At 36.0% G+C, this 22,418-nt stretch carries 18 protein-coding genes and 1 tRNA gene; 12 read left to right on the forward strand and 7 right to left on the reverse strand.

Annotated elements, in window-relative coordinates; translation table 11 throughout:
- Positions 1-231 precede the first annotated feature (231 nt).
- The 10 genes from V6255_RS09145 to cyoE all read left to right on the forward strand — a co-directional run bounded on the left by V6255_RS09145 (position 232) and on the right by cyoE (position 11,373).
- Positions 232-1,560 (forward strand): DUF2254 domain-containing protein, encoded by a 1,329-nt coding sequence (locus V6255_RS09145; protein WP_341627874.1) that lies wholly within the window; start codon positions 232-234, stop codon positions 1,558-1,560.
- Between the two features lie 727 nt (positions 1,561-2,287).
- A complete protein-coding gene (locus V6255_RS09150) occupies positions 2,288-2,422 on the forward strand; it encodes a hypothetical protein (protein WP_341627875.1) in 135 nt (44 codons plus the stop codon).
- A 23-nt stretch (positions 2,423-2,445) separates the two neighbouring features.
- The gene (locus tag V6255_RS09155; protein WP_341627876.1) at positions 2,446-3,306 is read left to right on the forward strand and encodes a mechanosensitive ion channel family protein; all 861 of its coding nucleotides are present in this window, start codon (positions 2,446-2,448) and stop codon (positions 3,304-3,306) included.
- Between the two features lie 247 nt (positions 3,307-3,553).
- Positions 3,554-4,804, forward strand: coding sequence for a sensor domain-containing diguanylate cyclase (locus V6255_RS09160; RefSeq protein ID WP_341627877.1), 1,251 nt, complete (start codon positions 3,554-3,556; stop codon positions 4,802-4,804).
- Between the two features lie 770 nt (positions 4,805-5,574).
- Positions 5,575-5,979: a hypothetical protein gene (locus V6255_RS09165; protein WP_341627878.1), complete on the forward strand. Its 405-nt coding sequence runs from the start codon at positions 5,575-5,577 to the stop codon at positions 5,977-5,979.
- A gap of 572 nt (positions 5,980-6,551) precedes the next feature.
- Positions 6,552-7,484 (forward strand): ubiquinol oxidase subunit II, encoded by a 933-nt coding sequence (gene cyoA / locus V6255_RS09170; protein WP_341627879.1) that lies wholly within the window; start codon positions 6,552-6,554, stop codon positions 7,482-7,484.
- 2 nt (positions 7,485-7,486) lie between these two features.
- A complete protein-coding gene (gene cyoB, locus V6255_RS09175; RefSeq protein WP_341627880.1) occupies positions 7,487-9,490 on the forward strand; it encodes a cytochrome o ubiquinol oxidase subunit I in 2,004 nt (667 codons plus the stop codon).
- Positions 9,487-10,122: a cytochrome o ubiquinol oxidase subunit III gene (gene cyoC, locus V6255_RS09180; RefSeq protein WP_025563771.1), complete on the forward strand. Its 636-nt coding sequence runs from the start codon at positions 9,487-9,489 to the stop codon at positions 10,120-10,122. The genes cyoB and cyoC overlap by 4 nt, the downstream gene beginning before the upstream one ends.
- Positions 10,122-10,451 carry a cytochrome o ubiquinol oxidase subunit IV gene (gene cyoD, locus V6255_RS09185; RefSeq protein ID WP_341627881.1) on the forward strand — a complete coding sequence of 110 codons (330 nt, stop codon included), beginning with the start codon at positions 10,122-10,124 and terminating at the stop codon, positions 10,449-10,451. Before cyoC ends, cyoD begins: the two co-directional genes overlap by 1 nt.
- A gap of 37 nt (positions 10,452-10,488) precedes the next feature.
- The gene (cyoE, locus tag V6255_RS09190) at positions 10,489-11,373 is read left to right on the forward strand and encodes a heme o synthase (RefSeq protein ID WP_341627882.1); all 885 of its coding nucleotides are present in this window, start codon (positions 10,489-10,491) and stop codon (positions 11,371-11,373) included.
- 814 nt (positions 11,374-12,187) lie between these two features.
- Here cyoE and V6255_RS09195 read toward each other — a convergent pair.
- The 6 genes from V6255_RS09195 to rpsU form a co-directional block, all read right to left on the reverse strand.
- A complete protein-coding gene (locus V6255_RS09195) occupies positions 12,188-13,558 on the reverse strand; it encodes an MFS transporter (RefSeq protein WP_341627883.1) in 1,371 nt (456 codons plus the stop codon).
- A 442-nt stretch (positions 13,559-14,000) separates the two neighbouring features.
- Positions 14,001-14,077, reverse strand: a tRNA-Ile gene (locus V6255_RS09200).
- A 131-nt stretch (positions 14,078-14,208) separates the two neighbouring features.
- The gene (gene rpoD / locus V6255_RS09205; protein ID WP_341627884.1) at positions 14,209-16,053 is read right to left on the reverse strand and encodes an RNA polymerase sigma factor RpoD; all 1,845 of its coding nucleotides are present in this window, start codon (positions 16,051-16,053) and stop codon (positions 14,209-14,211) included.
- 102 nt (positions 16,054-16,155) lie between these two features.
- Positions 16,156-17,898 (reverse strand): DNA primase, encoded by a 1,743-nt coding sequence (gene dnaG, locus V6255_RS09210; RefSeq protein ID WP_341627885.1) that lies wholly within the window; start codon positions 17,896-17,898, stop codon positions 16,156-16,158.
- Between the two features lie 268 nt (positions 17,899-18,166).
- Positions 18,167-18,610 carry a GatB/YqeY domain-containing protein gene (locus V6255_RS09215; RefSeq protein WP_341627886.1) on the reverse strand — a complete coding sequence of 148 codons (444 nt, stop codon included), beginning with the start codon at positions 18,608-18,610 and terminating at the stop codon, positions 18,167-18,169.
- 18 nt (positions 18,611-18,628) lie between these two features.
- Entirely contained in the window at positions 18,629-18,844 is a 216-nt protein-coding gene (gene rpsU, locus V6255_RS09220) for a 30S ribosomal protein S21 (RefSeq protein ID WP_025563760.1), read from the reverse strand.
- A gap of 293 nt (positions 18,845-19,137) precedes the next feature.
- Here rpsU and tsaD point away from each other — a divergent pair, with 293 nt between their 5' ends.
- A complete protein-coding gene (gene tsaD / locus V6255_RS09225; RefSeq protein WP_341627887.1) occupies positions 19,138-20,163 on the forward strand; it encodes a tRNA (adenosine(37)-N6)-threonylcarbamoyltransferase complex transferase subunit TsaD in 1,026 nt (341 codons plus the stop codon).
- 191 nt (positions 20,164-20,354) lie between these two features.
- On the opposite strand, the gene queG is transcribed toward tsaD, so the two are convergent.
- A complete protein-coding gene (gene queG, locus V6255_RS09230; RefSeq protein ID WP_341627888.1) occupies positions 20,355-21,545 on the reverse strand; it encodes a tRNA epoxyqueuosine(34) reductase QueG in 1,191 nt (396 codons plus the stop codon).
- A gap of 379 nt (positions 21,546-21,924) precedes the next feature.
- On the opposite strand from queG, the gene tsaE reads away from it, so the two are divergent.
- Positions 21,925-22,383: a tRNA (adenosine(37)-N6)-threonylcarbamoyltransferase complex ATPase subunit type 1 TsaE gene (tsaE, locus tag V6255_RS09235; protein WP_341627889.1), complete on the forward strand. Its 459-nt coding sequence runs from the start codon at positions 21,925-21,927 to the stop codon at positions 22,381-22,383.
- Positions 22,384-22,418 lie beyond the last annotated feature (35 nt).

Consider the following 22,418-nt stretch of genomic DNA (forward strand, 5'->3'; position numbering starts at 1 on the left):
ATATTTTATGGCGGTATTTTTTTAAATAAGCATTGTTAGTGCTTTTTCAGTAGAAAATATTAAACCAGCTCTCTTAACGTCTAATTGTTCTTTCTAAGTTTCCCTTTTGTATACCACACATATTTTTCCTTTCAGTTGAACAGTTTCTTTATAAAGTATTCTCACGTAAATGAGTTATTATCAAAACTAGTTATTTTAAAGACCTTACCGAATAAAAAAGAAGGTGAAAATTTGCAATTTAATTTTATGAAATATGCATTATTGATAGAAAAAGCACGCTCTAGTTTTTGGTTTTTACCAGGTGCTATGGTGTTAGCCTCTATTTTATTGGCCATTTTTACAGTCTGTATTGATGCTTTCTTTATTACTAGCTTAGATCTCTCTATTCCTATTATTTATAAAATGGACATCGAGGCGATACGCTCTTTGTTAGCGATGATTGCTGGAGCGATGATTACAGTGACCAGTATTGCCTTCTCTATTACGATTGTTGCTTTAACCTTAGCTTCTTCGCAATTTGGACCACGTTTACTATGTAATTTCATGATGGATATAGGCACTCAATTTGTTCTCGGCGCCTTTATCTCAAACTTCTTATTTTGTATTTTAGTTTTTTGTGCTATTTCTTTTCAAGAACCTTATGCTTTTAAACCTGGGTTAACCGTTATCATCGCTGTTGCTATGACCTGTATTAGTGTTGGTGTTTTAATTTACTTTATTCACCATGTGGCTAAATCTATCCAAGCAGATATTGTCATTGATGATGTTTATTGCGAACTACAAAATGGTATTGAGAAGTTATTTCCAAGCTGCCAATACACGAATAAAGTAGAAACGTCACTTAATTCGATAGGTGAAGGTTTTAGGGCGCGAAGCAATCAAAAAAACATATTATCAATATGCAGTGGTTATGTTCAAACAGTTGATATAGAAGGATTGTTAATGCTTGCTAAAGAAAGCGATATATTAATTGAATGCCATTTTAAGCCCGGTGATTTTGTCGTTGAAGGCTCGGTTATGGCGATTGCTCACTCAGACACTTCAATTGATGATAATGCTATTAAAAAAATAGCGGCACTGATTGTCCTTGGCGCTTGTCGAACGCCAGTTCAAGATCCTGAGTTTGCAATTCATCAATTAGTAGAAATAGCATTACGTGCGCTTTCTCCAGGTATTAACGACCCGTATTCTGCCATTACCTGTATTGATAAACTTAATACTACATTATGCTTATTAACTAAAAGAACATTTCCAGAAAAACAACATGTTGATCAAGCTGGTATATTAAGAGTCATTTGCAAAGTGCCTACGTTTAAATACATTGCTAAGGCTGCATTTGATCAAATAAGACAGCAGGCAAATAATAATGTATCAGTGACTATTCGATTGCTTGTCTCTTTGCAGGAGTTGATGATGTTTGCTGGTAATGATGAACAAAAACACTTTGTTATTAGACAAACCAAAATGATTAAAGAGCAGCAATCTAAACAGTCTTTAGCTGAACAGGATTTGAAAGAAATTAATGCTAAAGTTGATGCGATTTTATCAACTGTTGATTAGTTGCTAAATAAAGAAAAGAGGGCATGTAATATAAGCAACTTTTAAGGTCTCTTCGAGAACAATAAATTTATTCTAGGATTAAGATGCCAATCCCATTATTTATCGTATGTTGTAACTGTAACCGTTCAAGGTGCTTTGTTTAGTCGTTAGCTTGAGCTCCAAGTCAAGGCGTAACATGATGACAATCGCTAGTCCTTAACAAAAGTTACAACGCTGAATTAGTTTTCAAGCTAACCGGCCAAAGGGCAAACTATGAAGCAAACGTTTTCGTTATTAGAAAGTGTCGATTTTAATACCAAAAGAATTAATAAGGTGATGATTCTTGCTGGTTAAAATCACCCCTAACTGCGTTATGAGTTTTGAAGTGAAAACAACTATCTCCTACAAATCACGCCTTATTAGTGTCAATTTTTCCTGCGCAATCTCTGATCACTTATTTAATTCCATTGGTATAACTCGTTAGATCTTCCTCTTCCTCTTTCTGTCTAGAATCTGTTCATTTCATTGTTTGCTGAATTTTTCACCTTAAACGGTAATTGGCTTAAGAATATAAGCTTAGTTTTATATTATTTATTGCGAGTAAGGTGTGTTAAGGCTATCTGTATTTAAATAAAACTTATGATTAAATTATTAAAAGAATTATTTCATTAATGAGGTTATTTACATATAAAGGCTATTTAAGTAGTTTAAAAGATACCCTATTCAGAACAATAATAATGAGTGGAAAATGATGAAAATTCAAATGGTCATAGATGATTTAGTTCAGTTTTCTCAAGTAGTATTAGATAAATTACCTTCAATATTTATTGGTTTAGTTATTTTTGTCACTTTTTTTGGCTATCAAAACCTATTGCTAATTTGATCACTAAACCATTAACTAAAACGATGAGTAACCGATTAATACAATTAGTGATTCGTAGAACGATGAGCCTATTAATCGTTTTGCTAGGCCTATACATATTATTACGGCTTGTTGGACTGACACAATTTGCTGTTGCTTTATTAAGTGGTACAGGCGTATTGGGGTTAATTGTTGGCTTTGCGTTTAAAGATATTGCTGAAAATTTTCTATCGAGTTTATTATTAAGTATTCAACGTCCTTTTAAACTAGGCGATATTATTGAAGTAGCCGGATATTTAGGTGTTGTCAAGAAAATGACTTCTCGCGCAACTACGTTGGTTGATTTTAATGGCGATCATATTCAATTGCCTAACGCGACAATTTATAAAAATGCGATACGTAATCTTACTGCAAATCCAAACATAAGAGCCTCTTTTGATATTGGTATTGGTTACGATGCTGATTTTGATTATGCTCAGTCTTTAGTTGAAAATATTATGAAACAACATCCTGCTATATTGGAAGAGCCTGCTCCTCAAGTATTGGTTAACTCATTGGGCTCATCAACTTGTAATTTACGACTTTATTTTTGGATTAACAGTGAAATTAACAGTCAGTTAAAAATCTCATCGGTTCTGATGAAAAAAGTAGTTGAGGTTTTTCTGGAAGAAAATATTACGATGCCAGATGATGCGAGAGAGCGAATTATTTTGTCACAAAGTATAGAAGATAATAGACCTTTTAAACAACAGAAAGATCCCCTGTTTAACAATGCTTCCAGTAAAATGACTAACAAATTCGAAGACTACAGCGATGATGATATTAGTAGTGATCATCAAGATATAAAAGAACAAGCAGCTAAAGCTCGAGACCCTGAAGAAGGAGAAAATATTTTAAGTAATTAATTTTTTGCATATTAATAGCACAAACACCTTATGGTAAAAATAACGATTATTACTTACCTGAGAATGTTCATGCCAATATTAAATCAATAAATGTAAACAAAAAGACAGTTAAATGTGATATTTTCTGTTTCTTATGGATCATCTTATTTTTTTGTCAGCGCTTATGATGAAGCGATTGAGTATCAAAAGACGTATAATGGCACGTTAAAATATATTGAGTTTATGCTAATCATGGAGTAGGTACAGCATGTCGGGTTTTTCTGAACAATTACTTATTGACCCTCATTATGGTGTTGTAGTCCATCGTGACTTTGAGCCGCTTTATAGTGATGACAATTACGCACGTTTTTATGGTTATAAGAATGCTCAAGACATTTTATCGCTTACTAGTATATTAGAATTAATTTCTCCAGCAGAACATCCAAAAGCCATAGAAGCATATAAAGATCTTATATCTGGTAAGCAGAAACCTGGTGTTCGTACTTATAAAAACATTGATAAAGAAAATAATGAATTAACAGTACTTGCCATTGATAATATTATTGATTGGGAAGGGAAGCCTGCAATGCAGGTTATTATTATTGACCTAAGTTATCAATTTGAGGTGCAGCGTAATTTGACGTTAAGTGAAGAGCGTTATCGAGTTTTAGTCGACGGATCAATTCAAGGAATTCTTGTACATAAAAATTTCAAACCTTTATTTTGTAATAATGCTTATGCGCAAATGTTTGGTTTCAAGAATGAACAAGCGTTGCTTGATAGTGAAACTATTCTTCCGCTAATTCCTTCAGAGTTCCATGAACAGGCCCACCGAGATAATAGATCATTACTTGCAGGAGATGAAAGTGTTATTAAGACTGAAAGTAAAGGGATATGTGTTGATGGTTCAACAGTCTGGGTGAGTTTATTATCAAGAACAGTTATCTGGGATGGTGAACAAGCCACGCAAATAACGGTAATCGATATTACAGAGCAACAACTACTTCGTGAACGTCTAGAACACCGAGCTAATTATGATGTATTAACTAACCTATTAACACGTCGTGCCTTTAATGAATTATTGGCAGAAGAATTTAATTATGCACAGCAGCATTCGAATGCTTTGTGTTGTGTATTAATAGATATCGACAATTTTAAAAAAATCAATGATAAAAATGGTCATCATAGCGGTGACAAAGTGCTCCAATCATTTGCTATTACTGCTAAAAAGAATCTTAGAGAAAGCGATTTTATTGGTCGTTGGGGAGGGGATGAATTTGTACTTATTTTACCAAAAACTGACCTTGAACATGCAAAGTTAATTGCCGAACGTCTTTGTAAAGATTTAGCTACGTTAACCGTTATAACTGATGCTGGTCATTTAAAGTTTTCCGTTAGTATTGGTGTTTCTTCATTATCAAAACAAGTACATAACATCGAAACATTGTTGTCTGAAGCTGATAAAGCATTATATCAAGCAAAGCATCAAGGGAAAGGGCGTGTTGCTGTCGCTTCTTAGTAATGTTTAATCTTATAAGTGTTTGTTTTAAAATTAAAAATATTTTCGCAGGCAATTACCTTCTATAAAAGAATAGTCCGCTCGTTACTATGTTTTGTTAGATGTTAAAGAGAAATGCCCTTCAAAAACTCCTAATGAAAAATCTATCTCCTACTATTAGCAGGCAGAATAAAGCTTAATGGTTTAAATATATTTCTTACTTATTAATCGTTAATTTGATCCATTATGAGATTTCATAAGTATATAAATACATTGGTTTTATATTGAATGGCAGATTCAATTCTGGTTAATGAAAGCGGAATTGTATTTAAAATCATAAGGTACTATTTTTTTACTAGTCAGTGCCGTTAGTTTTGCTTAGTTCAAGGTGAATTATTGAAGCAATAATGGGTTATTGAGAGATAATTTAACGCACAAGTCCATAGAAATAGCGGTGTTGTATCGCTTTGCTTATCCAGAACTGAGGTTACTTAGGTATCTCATAAAAAATAAGATCTTTAGTTTTGAGGAATATAGCGAACTTCAGCTAAGCGTTTTAATAACGTAATAGCCGTTAGTCAGTTGTTATATTTTAATTAAAACTAAATAACTTACTTGTTGAGGGCTTTTATACTTGTTGCCTACAATGACTTTGTTATACTTGCCAAAATTTAGTGCTTACTAAGGCTTTTTTGATTTGAATCACATTGGACGCTTTGAAAATGAAGTAGGCCGTTTGGGTTTAACTCGTTTATTTTTAATAAATCTATATAACTACTAAGGCCAATGCTTTGAGTTTACAACGTTATTTGCAAATAAAAATACTATCTATGCTAAATAGATTTTATTTGAGTGCGCGATACCTTTGTGCTGAGCAAAAGTTGTTGTCTATATTAACTATTGTATTCGTTAATGCGATCATGATGTTTAGTGGCGTTATTGAATATGTTACTGAGTTAAGCACTTTATTAATAGAAGGCACTTTAGCTGATTCTTCTTTAGTTAATATATTCAGTTTTTTATCTGATCCTGCATTATCTGGTCAATTACTTATTGGCTTATGCTGGTTAATATTTCTATTTTTTTCAGCCCGCCGTACCGCTATTGCTTTGCAAAAAGCGGCCTTTGCTACTAGTGAAAAACTTCAGTCCTTTATTGGACTTAATTCTCATGGTTGCCGTGCACCACCTCTGTAATTAGTTGAACGCTAACTGTTATTTATATTCTTTAATTCATGTTGAGCTTTATTTTTAATATTACTCATCTTTAAGTTATATAAAAGCGGTCTTTTGCGATTCAACCAACTCTCTTAATTTTCTCATTATTTTAATCGTTAGCATTTTCTATTGATGATAAAAATACACTGGGGAATTATCTACTCTGTTGTTTTTAAACTACTTATTTTTTAAACAACATCTTTCAACATTTAGGTTATACCGATTTAGCTTAATTAAATTGTTTAACATTACATATGAAAAATGAGTCATACCAACGACATCAAATAAGTGGTCTAAATTTTACGCAGAAAAAATGATTTAGTTTAAGGCGTAAGTTGAGGTAAATGGTTGTTCCCTTTACGAAACTTACAACGAAGAAATAAGTTATTTTAACCAGTAAAATAGATCAGTTAATTAGTGTACTTGGTATAAATACAAGGTGTTTTTAATCCCAATAGTGAGCTATTAGGATTGAAAACAGTGTTATCGCCCATTTGGATAAGTGATGCTTACAAAATAATGATGCTGATAGGTATTAGTAGGATAGTCCATTGTTAATTCGCAACCTTTGTAATATAGCGTTAGCTAGTACAGTGCTGGCATTGTCTGGCTGTTCAGGCGGAGTACTTGATCCAAAAGGTCAAATCGGTATTGATGAGAAGAATTTAATCATCATTGCTACTGTACTGATGCTGCTTGTCGTGATCCCCGTTATTGTGATGACTTTATATTTCGCATGGAAATATAGAGATACACAAACTCATGAAATTTATGCTCCGAAATGGGCTCACTCAAATAAAATTGAAGCCTTTGTTTGGGCTGTGCCAATCGTTATCGTGATTGTTTTAGGTGTCATTACTTGGGAATCAACCCATAGTTTAGACCCTTATAAACCGATCGAAGGGAAAGGTAAGCATCTTACTGTTGAAGTCGTCTCATTAAACTGGAAGTGGTTATTTATTTATCCTGAGCAAGGTATTGCCACGGTAAATGAATTGGTGTTCCCCGCTAATGTGCCGGTTGAATACAAAATTACGTCAGAAAGCACGATGAACTCATTCTTCATTCCGCAATTGGGTAGTCAAATTTACTCAATGGCCGGCATGGAAACTAAGTTGCATTTAATTGCTAATGAGCCAGGTACCTTTAAAGGCTTCTCTGCAAATTACAGTGGCGCGGGTTTCTCAGGTATGAAATTTAATGCAATTGCAACGCCTACCCAAGGTGATTTTGATAAATGGGTAAGTGATGTAAAAGCAAAGGGTAATAAACTGACTAAAGCTAATTATTACGAACTAGCTAAAGCAAGTGAAAATAACCCAGTAACCTATTACGGCGATGTTGATAAAGGGTTGTTCCACACCATTATCATGAAATATATGCCAGGTATGAAAGACATGAAAGGTATGAAAAAAATGACTGATATGCCTCATGACATGGCTGAACATTCAGCAACACCATCTATTAGCCAAGGCGAGGAATAAGTATGTCGTTTTTAGGTAAATTATCTTTAGATGCAATTCCGTACCATGAACCAATTCTTGTGTTCACAATGGCTGCCATTGCTATTGGCGGACTTGTTCTCTTAACACTGATTACAAAATATAAAAAATGGGGCGTACTTTGGCGTGATTGGATCACGTCGGTGGACCATAAACGTTTAGGTATCATGTACATCTTCGTTGCTTTAGTGATGCTGTTCCGTGGTTTCAGTGATGCAATCATGATGCGAACTCAACTTGCGCTTGCAACAAGTGGTGCCCCGGGGATTTTACCTCCAGAGCATTACGACCAAATATTTACAGCGCATGGTGTTATTATGATCATCTTTATGGCTATGCCATTTATGATTGGTTTAATGAACATCATCTTGCCGCTGCAAATTGGAGCACGTGATGTTGCTTTCCCATTCTTAAATAACTTAAGTTTTTGGTTAACAGCCAGCGGTGCGATTTTAATTAATATTTCACTTGTTTTTGGTGAGTTTGCTAAAACAGGTTGGGTAGCTTATCCACCACTATCAGAGCTGACGTTTAGCCCTGGGGTCGGAGTTGATTATTATATTTGGGCCTTACAGATATCTGGGCTTGGTACGTTATTAACTGCAGTTAACTTTTTAGTGACTGTGTTTAAAATGCGTGCGCCAGGTATGACTTTGATGAAAATGCCAATTTTCACTTGGACTTGTACATGGGCTAATATCTTAATTGCAGCATCATTCCCAATATTAACTGCCGTGTTAACAATGTTAACGCTTGACCGTTATTTAGGGTTCCACTTCTTTACCAATGATGGTGGCGGTAACGCCATGATGTACATCAACCTGTTCTGGGCTTGGGGTCATCCTGAAGTATATATTTTAGTATTACCTGCTTTTGGTATTTTCTCTGAAATCATTTCTACGTTCACTTCTAAGCGTTTATTCGGTTATACATCGATGATATACGCAAGTGGTGCGATCTCTATTTTAGGCTTTATTGTTTGGTTACATCACTTCTTTACCATGGGGTCTAGCGCTAACGTTAATGCCTTCTTTGGTGTGATGACCATGATTATCGCTGTCCCAACAGGGGTGAAGCTTTTCAACTGGCTATTTACTATTTACCGTGGCCGTTTACAAATGACTGTCCCAGTAATGTGGACACTTGGGTTTATGGTTACTTTTACGGTAGGCGGTATGACAGGTGTGTTATTAGCGATTCCAGGTGCCGATTATGTATTACATAACAGCCTATTCTTAATTGCACATTTCCATAATACGATCATTGGTGGTGCGGTCTTTGGTTACCTTGCTGGTTTTGCATTTTGGTTCCCTAAAGCAATGGGCTTTAAACTCAACGTACGTTGGGGTAAAGCAGCTTTCTGGTTCTGGATTGTTGGGTTCTTTGTTGCATTTATGCCGCTTTACGTACTTGGTTTCCTAGGTATGACGCGTCGTTTAAACCACACTAATAACCCTGATTGGAATATCTGGTTATATATCGCTGCTGGCGGTGCTGTACTCATTATGTTCGGTATTATTTGTCAAGTTGTTCAATTGTTTGTGAGCTTTAGAGATCGTGAAGCGCTTGATGATGAAACGGGCGACCCATGGAATGGTCATACACTTGAGTGGGCGACATCGTCACCTCCACAAGCGTATAACTTCGCTGTGATCCCTGAAGTACATGACATTGATGCATGGACAGATATGAAAGAAAAGGGACAAGTTTATCAGTCTAAAGCAAGCTATGAACCTATTCATATGCCTAAAAATACTGCTGCTGGTGTCTTGATGGGCCTAACATTAACTATCTTCTGTTTCGCTATGATTTGGCATGTTTGGTGGTTAGCGATTGTTGGTTTAGTCGGTGCTATTGCAGTATTTATTAAACGTTGTTACAGCAATGATGTTGACTATTACGTGCAACCAGAAGAAGTGTTAGCAACAGAGAATGCCTTCAACTTAAGCGGTTCGGCTAAAAATAACAGTAAGGGGATAAAAGCATGAGTACGTTATCTATCAACGTAGAGGCTGAAAATACAGCACTAGCCTCACATGATGATCATGCACATGAGCATCATGATACTTCTGGCGATACTGTATTTGGTTTTTGGTTATATTTAATGACCGATTGTCTTTTATTTGCTTCGTTCTTTGCTACTTATGCCGTGTTATTTATGAATACGGTTGGCGGAGTGTCCGGTAAAGATATTTTTGAACTTGATTTTGTTGCCGTTGAAACTGCTGCGTTATTGATCAGTAGTATTACTTTTGGTTTTGCGATGATTTGCGCACAAGGGCAAAAGAAAGCACTCACTTTAATGTGGTTAGCGATCACTTTTTGTCTAGGTGCTACCTTTATCGGTATGGAAATCTATGAATTCACTCACCTTATTGAACATGGTAATGGCCCGCAGGGAAGTGCTTTTTTAAGCTCATTTTTTGCTTTAGTTGGTTTACATGGTTTACATGTAACAGCGGGTTTAATTTGGATGGCGATAATGATGATCGAAGTTGCACGCCGTGGTTTAGGTAAACCAACCGTGACACGTCTAATGTGTTTAAGTTTATTTTGGCACTTCTTAGACATTGTTTGGATTTGTGTATTTACCGTTGTTTATTTAATGGGAGTAATGTAATGAATCATAACGAAACACATAATGATGCATCTCACGGTACCGTTAAAGGTTACCTAATTGGTTTTGTGTTAGCGGTTATTTTGACGGTCATTCCGTTTTATATGGTAATGACAGGTGACTTTTCAAAAGTGACCACGTTATGGACCATTATTACGTTAGCTATTGTGCAAATTTGGGTGCATTTAAAGTATTTCTTACACCTTAATTTCATCACTGAAGATGGAAGAGCGAGTACGTTCTCGTTCTTATTCAGTGCCTTGATTATCGTCATGGTAGTGGGATTATCTGTTTGGATTATTTACGAATCTAACGCAATGATGATGTACTAATTTAAAGTAACTGATAGTTTGTAAGAAGAGGTTAAAGATGTTTCGTCGTTATTGGAGTGTGACTAAACCCGGTATTATCATGGGAAACTTCATCAGTGTTGCGGGCGGTTTTTTACTCGCATCAAAAGGTGATGTAGACCTTTGGTTAATGACCGCTACGTTAATTGGCTTATCGCTCGTTATTGCTTCGGGTTGTGCTATTAATAATGTGATTGATAGAGATATAGATATCAAAATGGCACGAACTCGTACACGAGTAACCGTGACTGGCGAGATGTCTGGTATGACTGCTTTATGTCACGGCATTGTTTTAGGGATAATAGGTTTCGGTCTATTAATTGTTTATACAACACAAGTTGCCGTGCTTTTTGCTGCCTTTGGTTACTTTATTTATGTTGGTGTATACAGCCTGTATATGAAACGTAATTCAGTTTATGGCACGTTTATCGGTAGCTTATCTGGCGCAGTGCCACCCGTCGTTGGCTACTGTGCTGTGACTGGTCAGTTTGATACGGGTGCATTAATACTATTAGTTATGTTTAGCTTATGGCAAATGCCACACTCATATGCGATTGCTATTTTCCGCTTTAAAGATTACCAAGCGGCGAATATTCCTGTTCTACCAGTAGCGCAAGGGATCGATAAAGCAAAACGCCATATCGTATTGTATATCGCAATATATACGTTAGTTGTGATGTTATTGCCAATTAATGGTTATACAGGAGCTGCCTTTATGGCTGTTGCTTGTACCACTAGTTTTTGGTGGTTATTAATGGCATTGAGAGGCTACCGTCGTAATATTGATGTTAGTGGTTGGGCTCGCCAAGTGTTCGCTTTCTCTATTGTTAATATTACCGCTTTGAGCATTGCTATGGCGGTGGATTATCAGAGTATGGCGCCACATATAATCGGGTTTAACTAACCCAATCTTTCGCTCTTTTTATTACGAAGGGCGATGCGTAAATGATATGAATAAAAGGCCTAGGGTTAACACTCTAGGCCTTTTTTCTTGCCTAATGAATAGTTGCTTCTTCACTACTTGAATCACTCTAGTGAGTGATTAGCGCAAGAGACAAGCGTTTAAACTTATAAAGAAAAAATTCTAAAGAAAAAGCAATGAAGATATTTACTGTATTGAATAATACCAATCTGGATAAATAAAGGGTCTATTTAGGCGTTAGGGAAAATGAATGATAGCAAGGTGTTGATTGCAGTCACTCGTTATTCTCATTACAAAATTAACAATGAAGCTAGGGTTTATTTTAACAAGTATAAATGACTAGATAATTACTTATACCAATGGAATTAAATAAGTGATCAGAAATTGCGAAGGAAAAATTAACACTAATAAGGCGTGAGTTGTAGAAGATAGTTGTTCTCACTTCAAAACGCAGAACGCAGTTAGGGGTGATTTTAACCAGTAAGAATGATCACCTTATTAATTCTTTTGGTATTAGATTGGTATAATAAACTAAACGAGCTAAGAATAGACAAGAACAGCATATTCAATATCTTTCAAGCGATCTAAACTCGTTTGAACTAATACTTAAAATACTGCGTTATTCACAACCAACTTTCCATTATTCAGAACAGGTTTATTAACCAGAGCTAGTTGTTATTCAAGATCAGTTTGTTATTCAATACAGTGAAATGATATTTGTATAAAGAAGTAAAGGCGAGGTCGAATCGAGGAAGTTAATAGGCTGCTATTGGTCCTTAACAGCCTATTAACTTGATTATTTCGGTTGGTTAAGCAGCGCTTTAATATCTGCAATATTAACTATTTTCTCATCAATTTTTAAATAAGCTATCGCTTCAGTGAATACAATCGTTGCTTCAATGACACCTGGCATATTAATTAATTGCTCAGCTACTTCACCTGCTTGCTTTTCATTTTCAACATTAATGGCAAAGCTGAAGTTTTTCGATTTTTTAAGTGGCTTCATACCCAGTGTGACTAATAACCATACTGCGCTAATAATACCCATGGCTAAGAAGATAGATTGTTCACCAAAACGACTGGCAATTAGACCACCTAAAACGCCACCCGTAAACGCCCCTAAAAACTGACTACTAGAGTAAATGCCCATAACACTACCTTTCACACCTGCAGGCGCAATTCGCGATAGTATGGACGGCATAGTCGCTTCTAAATAATTGAACGCAGTGAAGAACATAATCACTAATACTACTAGGCTTGCAAAGCCCATCGGTAAATACCATAAAAGGAACAGAGCCAATGTCAGCAATAAAACGGAAGCCGACAACATTTGTTTCTCTTTCTGCTTTTTGATTGCATAAATCATGAATGGCACCATGAAAAAGAATGAGCCAATTAACGTAGGTAAATATAATTGCCAATGATCTTCAAGCATTAAACCACTAGCAACAAACTGCTTAGGCAAAGTAATAAAGCAGGCTGTCATCGCCATATGGAGAGTAAATACACCAAAGTTTAGACGTGATAATTGAGGGTGACGAACCAATTTCTTAAGCTGTGCAGGTAAAGCAACACTATCGCCTCGAGGAGCTTTATTAACTGAGTGAGGTACCATGAATTGAATCAATAGCATCGCTAAAATAGTCAGTACAGCGATAAACCAAAATAAACCACTCAAACCAAAAGCTTTCGCTACGATGGGGCCCATTACCATTGCTATGGTGAATGATAAACCAATAAACATACCAATCGTTGCCATTACTTTCGGGCGTTGCTCTTCACGGCTTAAATCAGCTGCTAATGCTAATATTGCACTGGCAATTGCACCAGTGCCTTGTAGTGCTCGACCGAATACTACGCCATAAATAGTATCTGACATTGCTGCAACAACACTACCTAAAAGAAAAATTAACAAGCCGATTAAAATAATTGGTTTACGACCGTATTTATCAGACAAAATACCCATTGGGATTTGTAACATCGCTTGTGTTAAACCATAAGCACCAATTGCTAAACCAATCCACATCGGGCTGTATCCTGCTAATTGTTCTCCATAGATAGCAAAAACAGGTAGGATCATAAATAGGCCAAGCATACGAAGACCAAAAACAGCAGCAAGCGAAAATGCTGCTTTTTTTTCAATACTATTTAAACCAGAAGCACTCATAAAATATTTTAACTCTATTGTAGTGAAACCCTAGGCATAGGCATATGTCAGGAGGGAATTTCATTTTATCATGCAACCACGGTCAATCAACCTCAAACTCTTTGAGGTTAAGTTCTTTTACATGCTTTAATCTTTTATTGATCAGGCTTTATAGCCCAAAACATTAAAAACCAATCAAGCTAAAAAAAATGATGATTGTCATCGAAGGTGCATAATTAGTATTTGTTTGAAGTCTGATTTTCTTATTATAAGTAATCAGTAAAAAGGTAAGTGGAAAGATCTTAAATTATATTTTTATAGGTAGTCACTTAATCTTTTTTTTAATAGAAGGTTTTATTAAACCCTTTGATTTGATCTATAGCGACAGCAAGTTATTAAACTTTAAATTGAAGATATAAAAAAAGGCGTAACAGAAATTAATCTATTACGCCTTTCTACAATATGGTGGCCCTTCCCCGACTCGAACGGGGGACCTGACGATTATGAGTCGTATGCTCTAACCAACTGAGCTAAAGGGCCTAAATTTGTTCGCTGATTATATAAGCTAGTTTTTTAACTGTCTAGCTTATTGCGTTTGATTGCTTATTTAATCAGCGTTAAAGATAAGATTTATATAACAAAATGTATAAACCTTACTTTAATGGCAGAGTTTACTCGTCTAAGAAGCTACGAAGTTGTTCGCTACGACTTGGGTGACGAAGTTTACGTAGTGCTTTTGCTTCAATTTGACGAATACGTTCACGTGTTACATCAAACTGTTTGCCCACTTCTTCTAACGTGTGGTCAGTATTCATATCGATACCAAAACGCATACGTAGTACTTTAGCTTCACGAGCCGTTAAACCTTCTAATACATCATTAGTTGCATTTTTTAGGCTTTCGCTTGTTGCACTATCAACCGGTAATGCAATGGTTGTATCTTCAATGAAATCACCTAAATGTGAATCTTCATCATCACCAATCGGTGTTTCCATTGAAATTGGCTCTTTAGCTATTTTCAATACCTTACGAATTTTATCTTCAGGCATCATCATGCGTTCAGCTAATTCTTCAGGCTGTGGCTCACGACCCATTTCTTGTAACATTTGACGAGAGATACGGTTAAGCTTATTAATCGTTTCAATCATGTGTACAGGAATACGGATTGTACGCGCTTGGTCAGCGATAGAACGAGTGATTGCTTGACGGATCCACCATGTAGCGTATGTTGAGAATTTGTAACCACGACGGTATTCAAATTTATCAACGGCTTTCATTAGACCGATGTTACCTTCTTGGATTAAATCTAAGAACTGTAAACCACGGTTGGTGTATTTTTTAGCAATCGAGATAACTAGACGTAAGTTAGCTTCAACCATTTCTTTTTTAGCACGACGAGCTTTAGTTTCACCAATGCTCATTGCACGAGATATTTCTTTTAAGTTAGTAATACTTAGTGTGCTCTCCACTTCGATTGCTAACATTTTACGAATACAACGCTCTAAGTCTTCTTCTGACTCTTTAATACCTGCAACGAAAACTTCGTTACCTGATAATAGTTTTTCTAACCATGCGCTGTTCGTTTCATTGCCTTTAAACATTTTAATGAAATCTGCTTTAGGCATTTTGCACTGTTCAACACAGATTTTTAGAATTAAACGTTCTTGAACACGTGCTGCATTCATATTACCGCGTATCAGTTTTACCATACGGTCAAACTGTTTAGGGATAAGTTTAAATTGTTGGAAGTATTCAGCTTGTTCGCTAATTGCAGCTAATGTATCTGCATGTTTACGTCCATTTTTTGTAATTGATTTTTCAACAATGTTATTTAAACGACGTAGCTCTGCAAATTTCTCAGCGGCTTCTTCAGGACAAGGACCTTTAGGACCTTCTTCCTCTTCTTCGTCATTTTCTTTATCAGCATCGTCATCTTCTAATTCTTTTTCTGATAATTCAGAACCGATATTAGTTGCACTGACTGCTTGAGTCATATCATCATTTGGATCAATGAAACCGCTGATTAAATCAGTTAATTTCATTTCTTCAGCTTCGTAGCTATCGTAGTTATCTAATAAGTTACGGATAGTTGCTGGGTATTCAGAAACTGAATTTTGTACTTCTTTAATACCTTCTTCGATACGTTTAGCGATAACAATCTCGCCTTCACGTGTCAGTAGTTCTACTGTGCCCATTTCACGCATGTACATACGTACTGGGTCAGTTGTACGACCAATTTCAGATTCTACAGTCGCTAGCACTTGTGCTGCGGCTTCTACTGCATCTTCATCAGGTTCGTCGTTATCTGTACCAGATAAAATAAGATCATCTGCATCAGGAGCTGTTTCAACAACTCGGATACCCATGTCATTGATCATTTGAATGATATCTTCAATTTGCTCTGAATCCACGATATCTTGCGGAAGGTGATCATTCACTTCTGCGAAGGTTAAGAAGCCGTTCTCTTTACCTTTAATGATCAATTCTTTCAGTAGAGATTGAGGTGTTTGCGCCATAGGTACCATCCAAAAAGTAGTCGTAAAATGTGGTGTAAATGGGAAAAAATATAAGCGCTCGAGTATACGCTTAAATTGATTTTTATGCTAATCCCATTAATCTTATTTTTGTTCTATGAAAAGTTGTGCTAGTTGCACTCTTTCCTCTTTTGTTAAAACCTCGCCCTGTCTGGACTTTTGTTTTAAAAATTCAATACGTTGGGTGAAGTATTTTGATAAAAAAGTATCTAATATATCAAAGAAAAACTCTTCATATTTATCTTCTTTTATTTGATTATCCCAAGTTGCTAAGGTAATTAATTGTTTTTCTTCGGGATAACCTCGCCAATGCTCTATTAACGTTCCTGTATTTATATGGGGGGCATTTCTACACATTTCAAGTAGTGTATTCAAAAGATTTATCCCAGGTATTTGTATCTCTTTAAATTCAGGTATTTCAGGTAATTGATAAGCCATTTTTGGTTGTTGTAGTAATAGAGAAATCGCTAAACGCATCGGCGTTATTTTTTGTGATGTTTGCTTTCTTTCAACTGTTGTGGCGGCAGGTAATAATTTTTTTAATCCTTCTTTTTCAATACCTAATAAGCTAATTAGGCGTGTTTCCATCATTTGTCTAAACACTGAATCAGGTAATTTAGTGAGTAATGGAATCGCTAGCTGTGCTAATTTTGATTTACTATCGGCACTGCGCATATCAACTTGTGATAATAAGTGCTGATATAGGAAATCAGATAAAGGCATTGCTTGATCGATAAGCTTTTCAAAAAAGGCTTTACCTTCTTTTTGCACTAAACTATCAGGATCTTCTCCGTCAGGTAGGAACATAAAGCGTAATGTTCTGCCATCTTGAATAGAGGGCAGGGCATTTTCAAGTGCACGCCAGGCGGCTGTTCGTCCTGCACTATCACCATCAAAACAACAAACAACTTCACTGGTTTGTCTAAATAATAATTGAATATGATCTGGTGTGGTCGCTGTGCCTAAAGATGCAACCGCGTAGTTAATATCAAACTGCCCTAATGCAACTACATCCATATAACCTTCAACGACTAAGATACGTTGAACGTCTTTCTCGTATTGTTTGACTTGATATAAACCATAAAGTTCTTTGCCTTTATGAAATATAGGTGTTTCAGGCGAGTTTAAATATTTTGGTGTTGTATCATCAAAAACGCGCCCACCGAAACCAATGACTCGACCACGTCTGTCATGAATTGGAAACATTAAGCGGTCACGGAAACGATCGTAACTACCGCCACTATCTTTACTGATCAGCATACCTGCATCAACTAATTGCTGTTCAGTTTGTTTGTTTATTGCAAACTTTTTGCGTACTTCATCCCAACCATCAGGGGCATAACCAATTTGAAAGTATTTAGCTGTCTGACCTGATAAGCCTCGACTTTTTAGGTAACTAATCACTTTTTCGCTATTGCTATGTGTACGCAGTTGTTGCTGGTAAAAACGAGTGATGTCACTCATTAATTGATAAAGATCTTTTCTGTCAACGTAAGTGGGTGTTGATTGTGTTTGTCCTGAATCTTCTCGAGGTATGTCAATGGATAATGATTCTGCTAGTACTTCAACCGCATCAACAAATTCAATGCCATCATATTCCATTAAAAAAGATAAAACATTACCGCTGACACCACAATTAAAACAATGATAAAACTGTTGATCTGGACTTACTGAGAAAGTTGAATCGTTATTACCATTATGGAAAGGACAGCGTGCACGGTAGCTTTTGCCTTTTTTCTTCAATTTAAGACGGCTGTCAATTACATCAACGATATCAGTACGTGAAATTAGATCGTCAATGAAATTTTTAGGAATACGGCCAGCCATTTTTGAGTCCTGTAGGTAGAAAAGTCAGTAGTATACTCGTTACTATTATAACGATACAAGATAACTAAACTGAATATATTATAGAGAGAAGTTTACTGTCATTGGTTCAATCAATATTGATATTTATTTGAAACGGTTAATGCTAGGAATAATAACTAATAAACCTTAAGGGATTAGTTTTTTACTTTACAAATTTATCTATTAAAACAAAAAAGCCCCAGACTTAAATTAAGCTGGGGCTTTTTTAATCAGAGACGAGAAGTGATGTCTACTTTAAGTTTGCTCTTACAAGCGAACTAACTTGAGCCATATCTGCTCTTCCCTGAATGTCTTTTTGGAGTAGCCCCATCACTTTACCCATATCTTGCATACCTTGTGCACCAGAAGATGCTATTGCTTGCTTGATAAGTGTTTCAACTTCTTCCGAAGTGAGTGCTTGAGGTAAAAACTCTTCTAAGATAGCAAGTTCTGTTTTTTCAATATCAACAAGATCATGTCTGTCAGCTTTTTCAAACTGACTAATTGAATCTTTACGTTGTTTTACTGATTTAACTAAAACTGCCGTAACAGCATCGTTATCCAGCTCAACTTGATCGTCGAGTTCAATTTGTTTCACAGCGGCTATTAATGAGCGGATAGTCAATAAACGGACTTTATCCTTTGCACGCATTGCAAGCTTTTGCTCTTCTTGTAATCTTATTTTTAAAGACATCGAGAACCTTTAACTATTCTAGTATAGACGAACGCGACGAGCGTTATCACGAGAAAGTTTTTTCAAGTGACGTTTAACAGCTGCTGCTTTAGCACGTTTGCGAACTGTAGTAGGTTTTTCGAAGAATTCACGTTTACGTGTTTCTGCTAAGATACCTGCTTTTTCACAAGAACGTTTAAAACGACGTAGTGCTACGTCAAATGGTTCGTTTTCACGAAGTTTAATTACTGGCATATGCCTATTACCTTTATGGTTACGGTCGTAAATTGACCAGTGCATTTAAATTGGTGCGAGATTTTAATCCTATTTAGGGGATAATGTAAAGAAATTCCGCATTAATTTTAATTAAAAAAGTATAAAGATCCTAATGATCTTCAGATCTGCATTTTATAATGAAGATCGTTAAAAAAAGCAATCTTTACTGTGCTTTTCCGCTAGAATGCGTTTAATTTTTTATTTAGTTTTTTATTTTATCTGGGTAACGTCTCTTAAGTTAGCCTGATATTACTGCTATGAGGTTGTTTATTATGCGAATTTTGGGCATTGAAACATCATGTGATGAAACGGGTATTGCCGTTTATGATGATCAACAAGGTTTATTATCTCACCAATTATATAGTCAAGTTAAGTTACATGCTGATTATGGTGGTGTTGTTCCTGAATTAGCTTCTCGAGATCATGTTCGTAAAACAATTCCGCTTATTAAAGAAGCGCTTGAACTGGCTAACTGTACTAAAGATGACATAGATGCCATTGCTTATACTGCTGGGCCTGGTCTGGTAGGGGCGTTGTTAGTAGGCTCTTGTATTGGTCGTAGTTTAGCTTTTGCTTGGGATAAGCCTGCAATCGCAATACACCACATGGAAGGTCACTTACTAGCGCCTATGTTAGAAGAGAATAAACCTGACTTTCCGTTTGTTGCATTATTAGTGTCAGGTGGGCATACCTTATTAGTCCAAGTTGATGATATTGGCGAATATACTTTGTTAGGTGAAAGTATTGATGATGCTGCTGGTGAAGCTTTTGATAAAACAGCGAAATTGCTAGGATTGGATTACCCTGGTGGTCCGCGTTTAGCTAAAATGGCTGAGCAAGGTATTGCCGGTCGTTTTAAGTTCCCACGTCCGATGACAGATAGACCTGGTTTAGACTTTAGCTTTAGTGGTTTAAAAACCTCTGCAGCTGTTACGATTGCACGTGAAGGTAAAGATGCTCAAACACAAGCTGACATTGCTTATGCTTTTCAAGAAGCAGTTATTGATACGATTGCAATAAAATGTAAGCGTGCTTTAAAACAGACTGGCTTGAAACGTTTAGTGGTTGCTGGCGGTGTTAGTGCCAATACGGCTTTACGTGAACAACTTGCTGCTACGATGAAAAAGTTAGGCGGAGAAGTGTTTTATCCTCGCAGTGAATTTTGTACCGATAATGGTGCAATGATTGCTTATGCTGGGATGCAACGTCTTAAAGCAGGGCACACTCAAGGGTTAGAAATAAAAGCGAAACCACGTTGGCCTTTGCAAGATTTAGAAAGTGTCAATGCTTCGCTATAGATAACCTATATTTAGAAAGTAGTGTTTAAGCTAATTAACTCGCTTAAACACTACTTATCATTATTGCTGATAACCTCAAATACTCGTGTTTTCGTCTTAGCAACAAACTAAATCAATCAAACTGACTAACCTTTCCAATGTAAGTACCTACACTAATTATCTAAATTAAGTCTCTAAGTTAAGTCTTTAAACTAGGCATCTCTTGGTAAGCCTTTTTTAACGGCGTTAATTAAACGATTATTTAATCTATCTATATTCATCGGTAATTTTTGTTGTTGCTCTGATAACGCCCATTCAATGTGCTCATTGACCATCTCATCATCACTTGTTGCTAGTTTATCTTGTAAAGTTGTGATTGTTTCAATACTGCTCGGTGCATTGCCTAAGGCTATTGCTATATTTCTTAACCAACGTTGATGACCTATTCTTCGAATGGAAGATCCTTCTGTATTCTTTAAAAAAATTTCTTCAGACCAGCCGAATAAGCTCACTAAGGATTGGTTTTGTAAAAAATCTTTCGCTTGATAGTCGGATTCTTCAGTAGTTTCTGCAAAACGATTCCAAGGGCAAATTAATTGGCAATCATCACAACCATAAATACGATTACCAATCGCTTTACGAAACTCATTAGGAATAGCACCTTGTAATTCAATAGTCAGGTATGAAATACAGCGTCTTCCATCCACAACATAAGGTGCAACAATAGCTTGAGTTGGACAAATCTTGATGCACGCAACACATTGACCACATTGGTTAGATTGTGGTTTGTCGACAGGTAATGCTAAATCAACTAATAACTCACCAATAAAAAACCAAGATCCAGACTCTTTATCAAGTAATAACGAATGTTTCCCAACCCAGCCTAATCCTGCTTTTTCTGCTAATGGACGTTCTAATACTGGTGCGCTATCAACAAAAGGTCGAAAACCTAATGCTTTTACTTCACTTTGAATTTTATCGCCTAATTGTTTTAGCTTTTTGCGTAGTACTTTATGGTAGTCGCGGCCCAGTGCATAACGACTAATGTAAGCGAGATCTTTATCTTCTAGGTTTGACGCAAATTGCGCATCATCGGGTAAATAATCCATACGAGCAGAAATAACACGTACTGTTCCTGGCAATAGTTCTTCAGGACGAGCACGTTTCATTCCGTGTTTTGCCATGTAATCCATTTCGCCATGGTAATCGTTATCTAACCATTTTTGTAAATTAGCTTCTTGATCTTTAAGGTCGATATCAGTAATACCCACTTTTTGAAAACCTAACGCTTTTCCCCATTTTTTTATATTATCTGCAAGTTCAGAAAGCGCTGTTTCAGATAAAGTAACTTGGGGAATTGAGTCTGTTGGCGATGTATTTTCAATGTGTTGATTATTTTTCATTATTTGTTTTAAATTATTCACTTTAAATTAAAAATAAGGGCTCGTTATTTAAGCATCTTTTATTAGCGTAAGTTTACCATACTCGTTATATTTTTTGAGTGACTAAAAGTACTGTTTTTTAACAGGTGACTTAGTTTATGATAGAGCAGCTTTAAAGCGAACTTTGCTAGGGGTAGTGAGGTCTATATGCTTTCTGATACTATTGAAAATAATGACTTAATACTGTTTATCTATTGATATGCTTGTTTTGCGAGATATTATAGTTACTTAAGAAGATATTATAGTTACTTAATAAAATATTATAACTATCTAACAAGATATTATTAAATGGCACTATTTACCTAAATTGGTTACTTATATTGGAAGTTAATAAAACTCAATGTCGAATATATTAAAAGAAAAATTAGAGAATGCAGAGCAAACAGTTCTGTTTGGCCAACGCTTAAGTAAAGCCTGTGAGCTTGCAACTTGTATTTATTTACACGGTGATTTAGGCGCAGGGAAAACGACGTTGACGCGAGGGTTCATACAAGGTTTAGGCCATGTGGGCAATGTGAAAAGTCCAACTTATACCTTGGTAGAACCTTATGAGTTAGCTGATTGGCAAGTGTACCATTTTGATTTATATCGTTTATCAGATCCTGAAGAATTAGAATTTATGGGGATCCGCGATTACTTTGGTGAAACGAGCCATTCTTTAGTTGAATGGCCAGAACGTGGTGTAGGTTTTTTACCTAACGCGGATATTGATTTAACGCTTGTTTATGTTGGCGAACAACGAGAAATTACCTTACAAGCAAATACCGAAAATGGTTTAAGAGTATTAAATAACTTATGATGATAAAGCAAACTTTCACGATATTATTAAAGCGA

The sequence above is a fragment of the Psychromonas arctica genome (assembly GCF_038155225.1).
Lineage (GTDB): Bacteria > Pseudomonadota > Gammaproteobacteria > Enterobacterales > Psychromonadaceae > Psychromonas > Psychromonas arctica_B.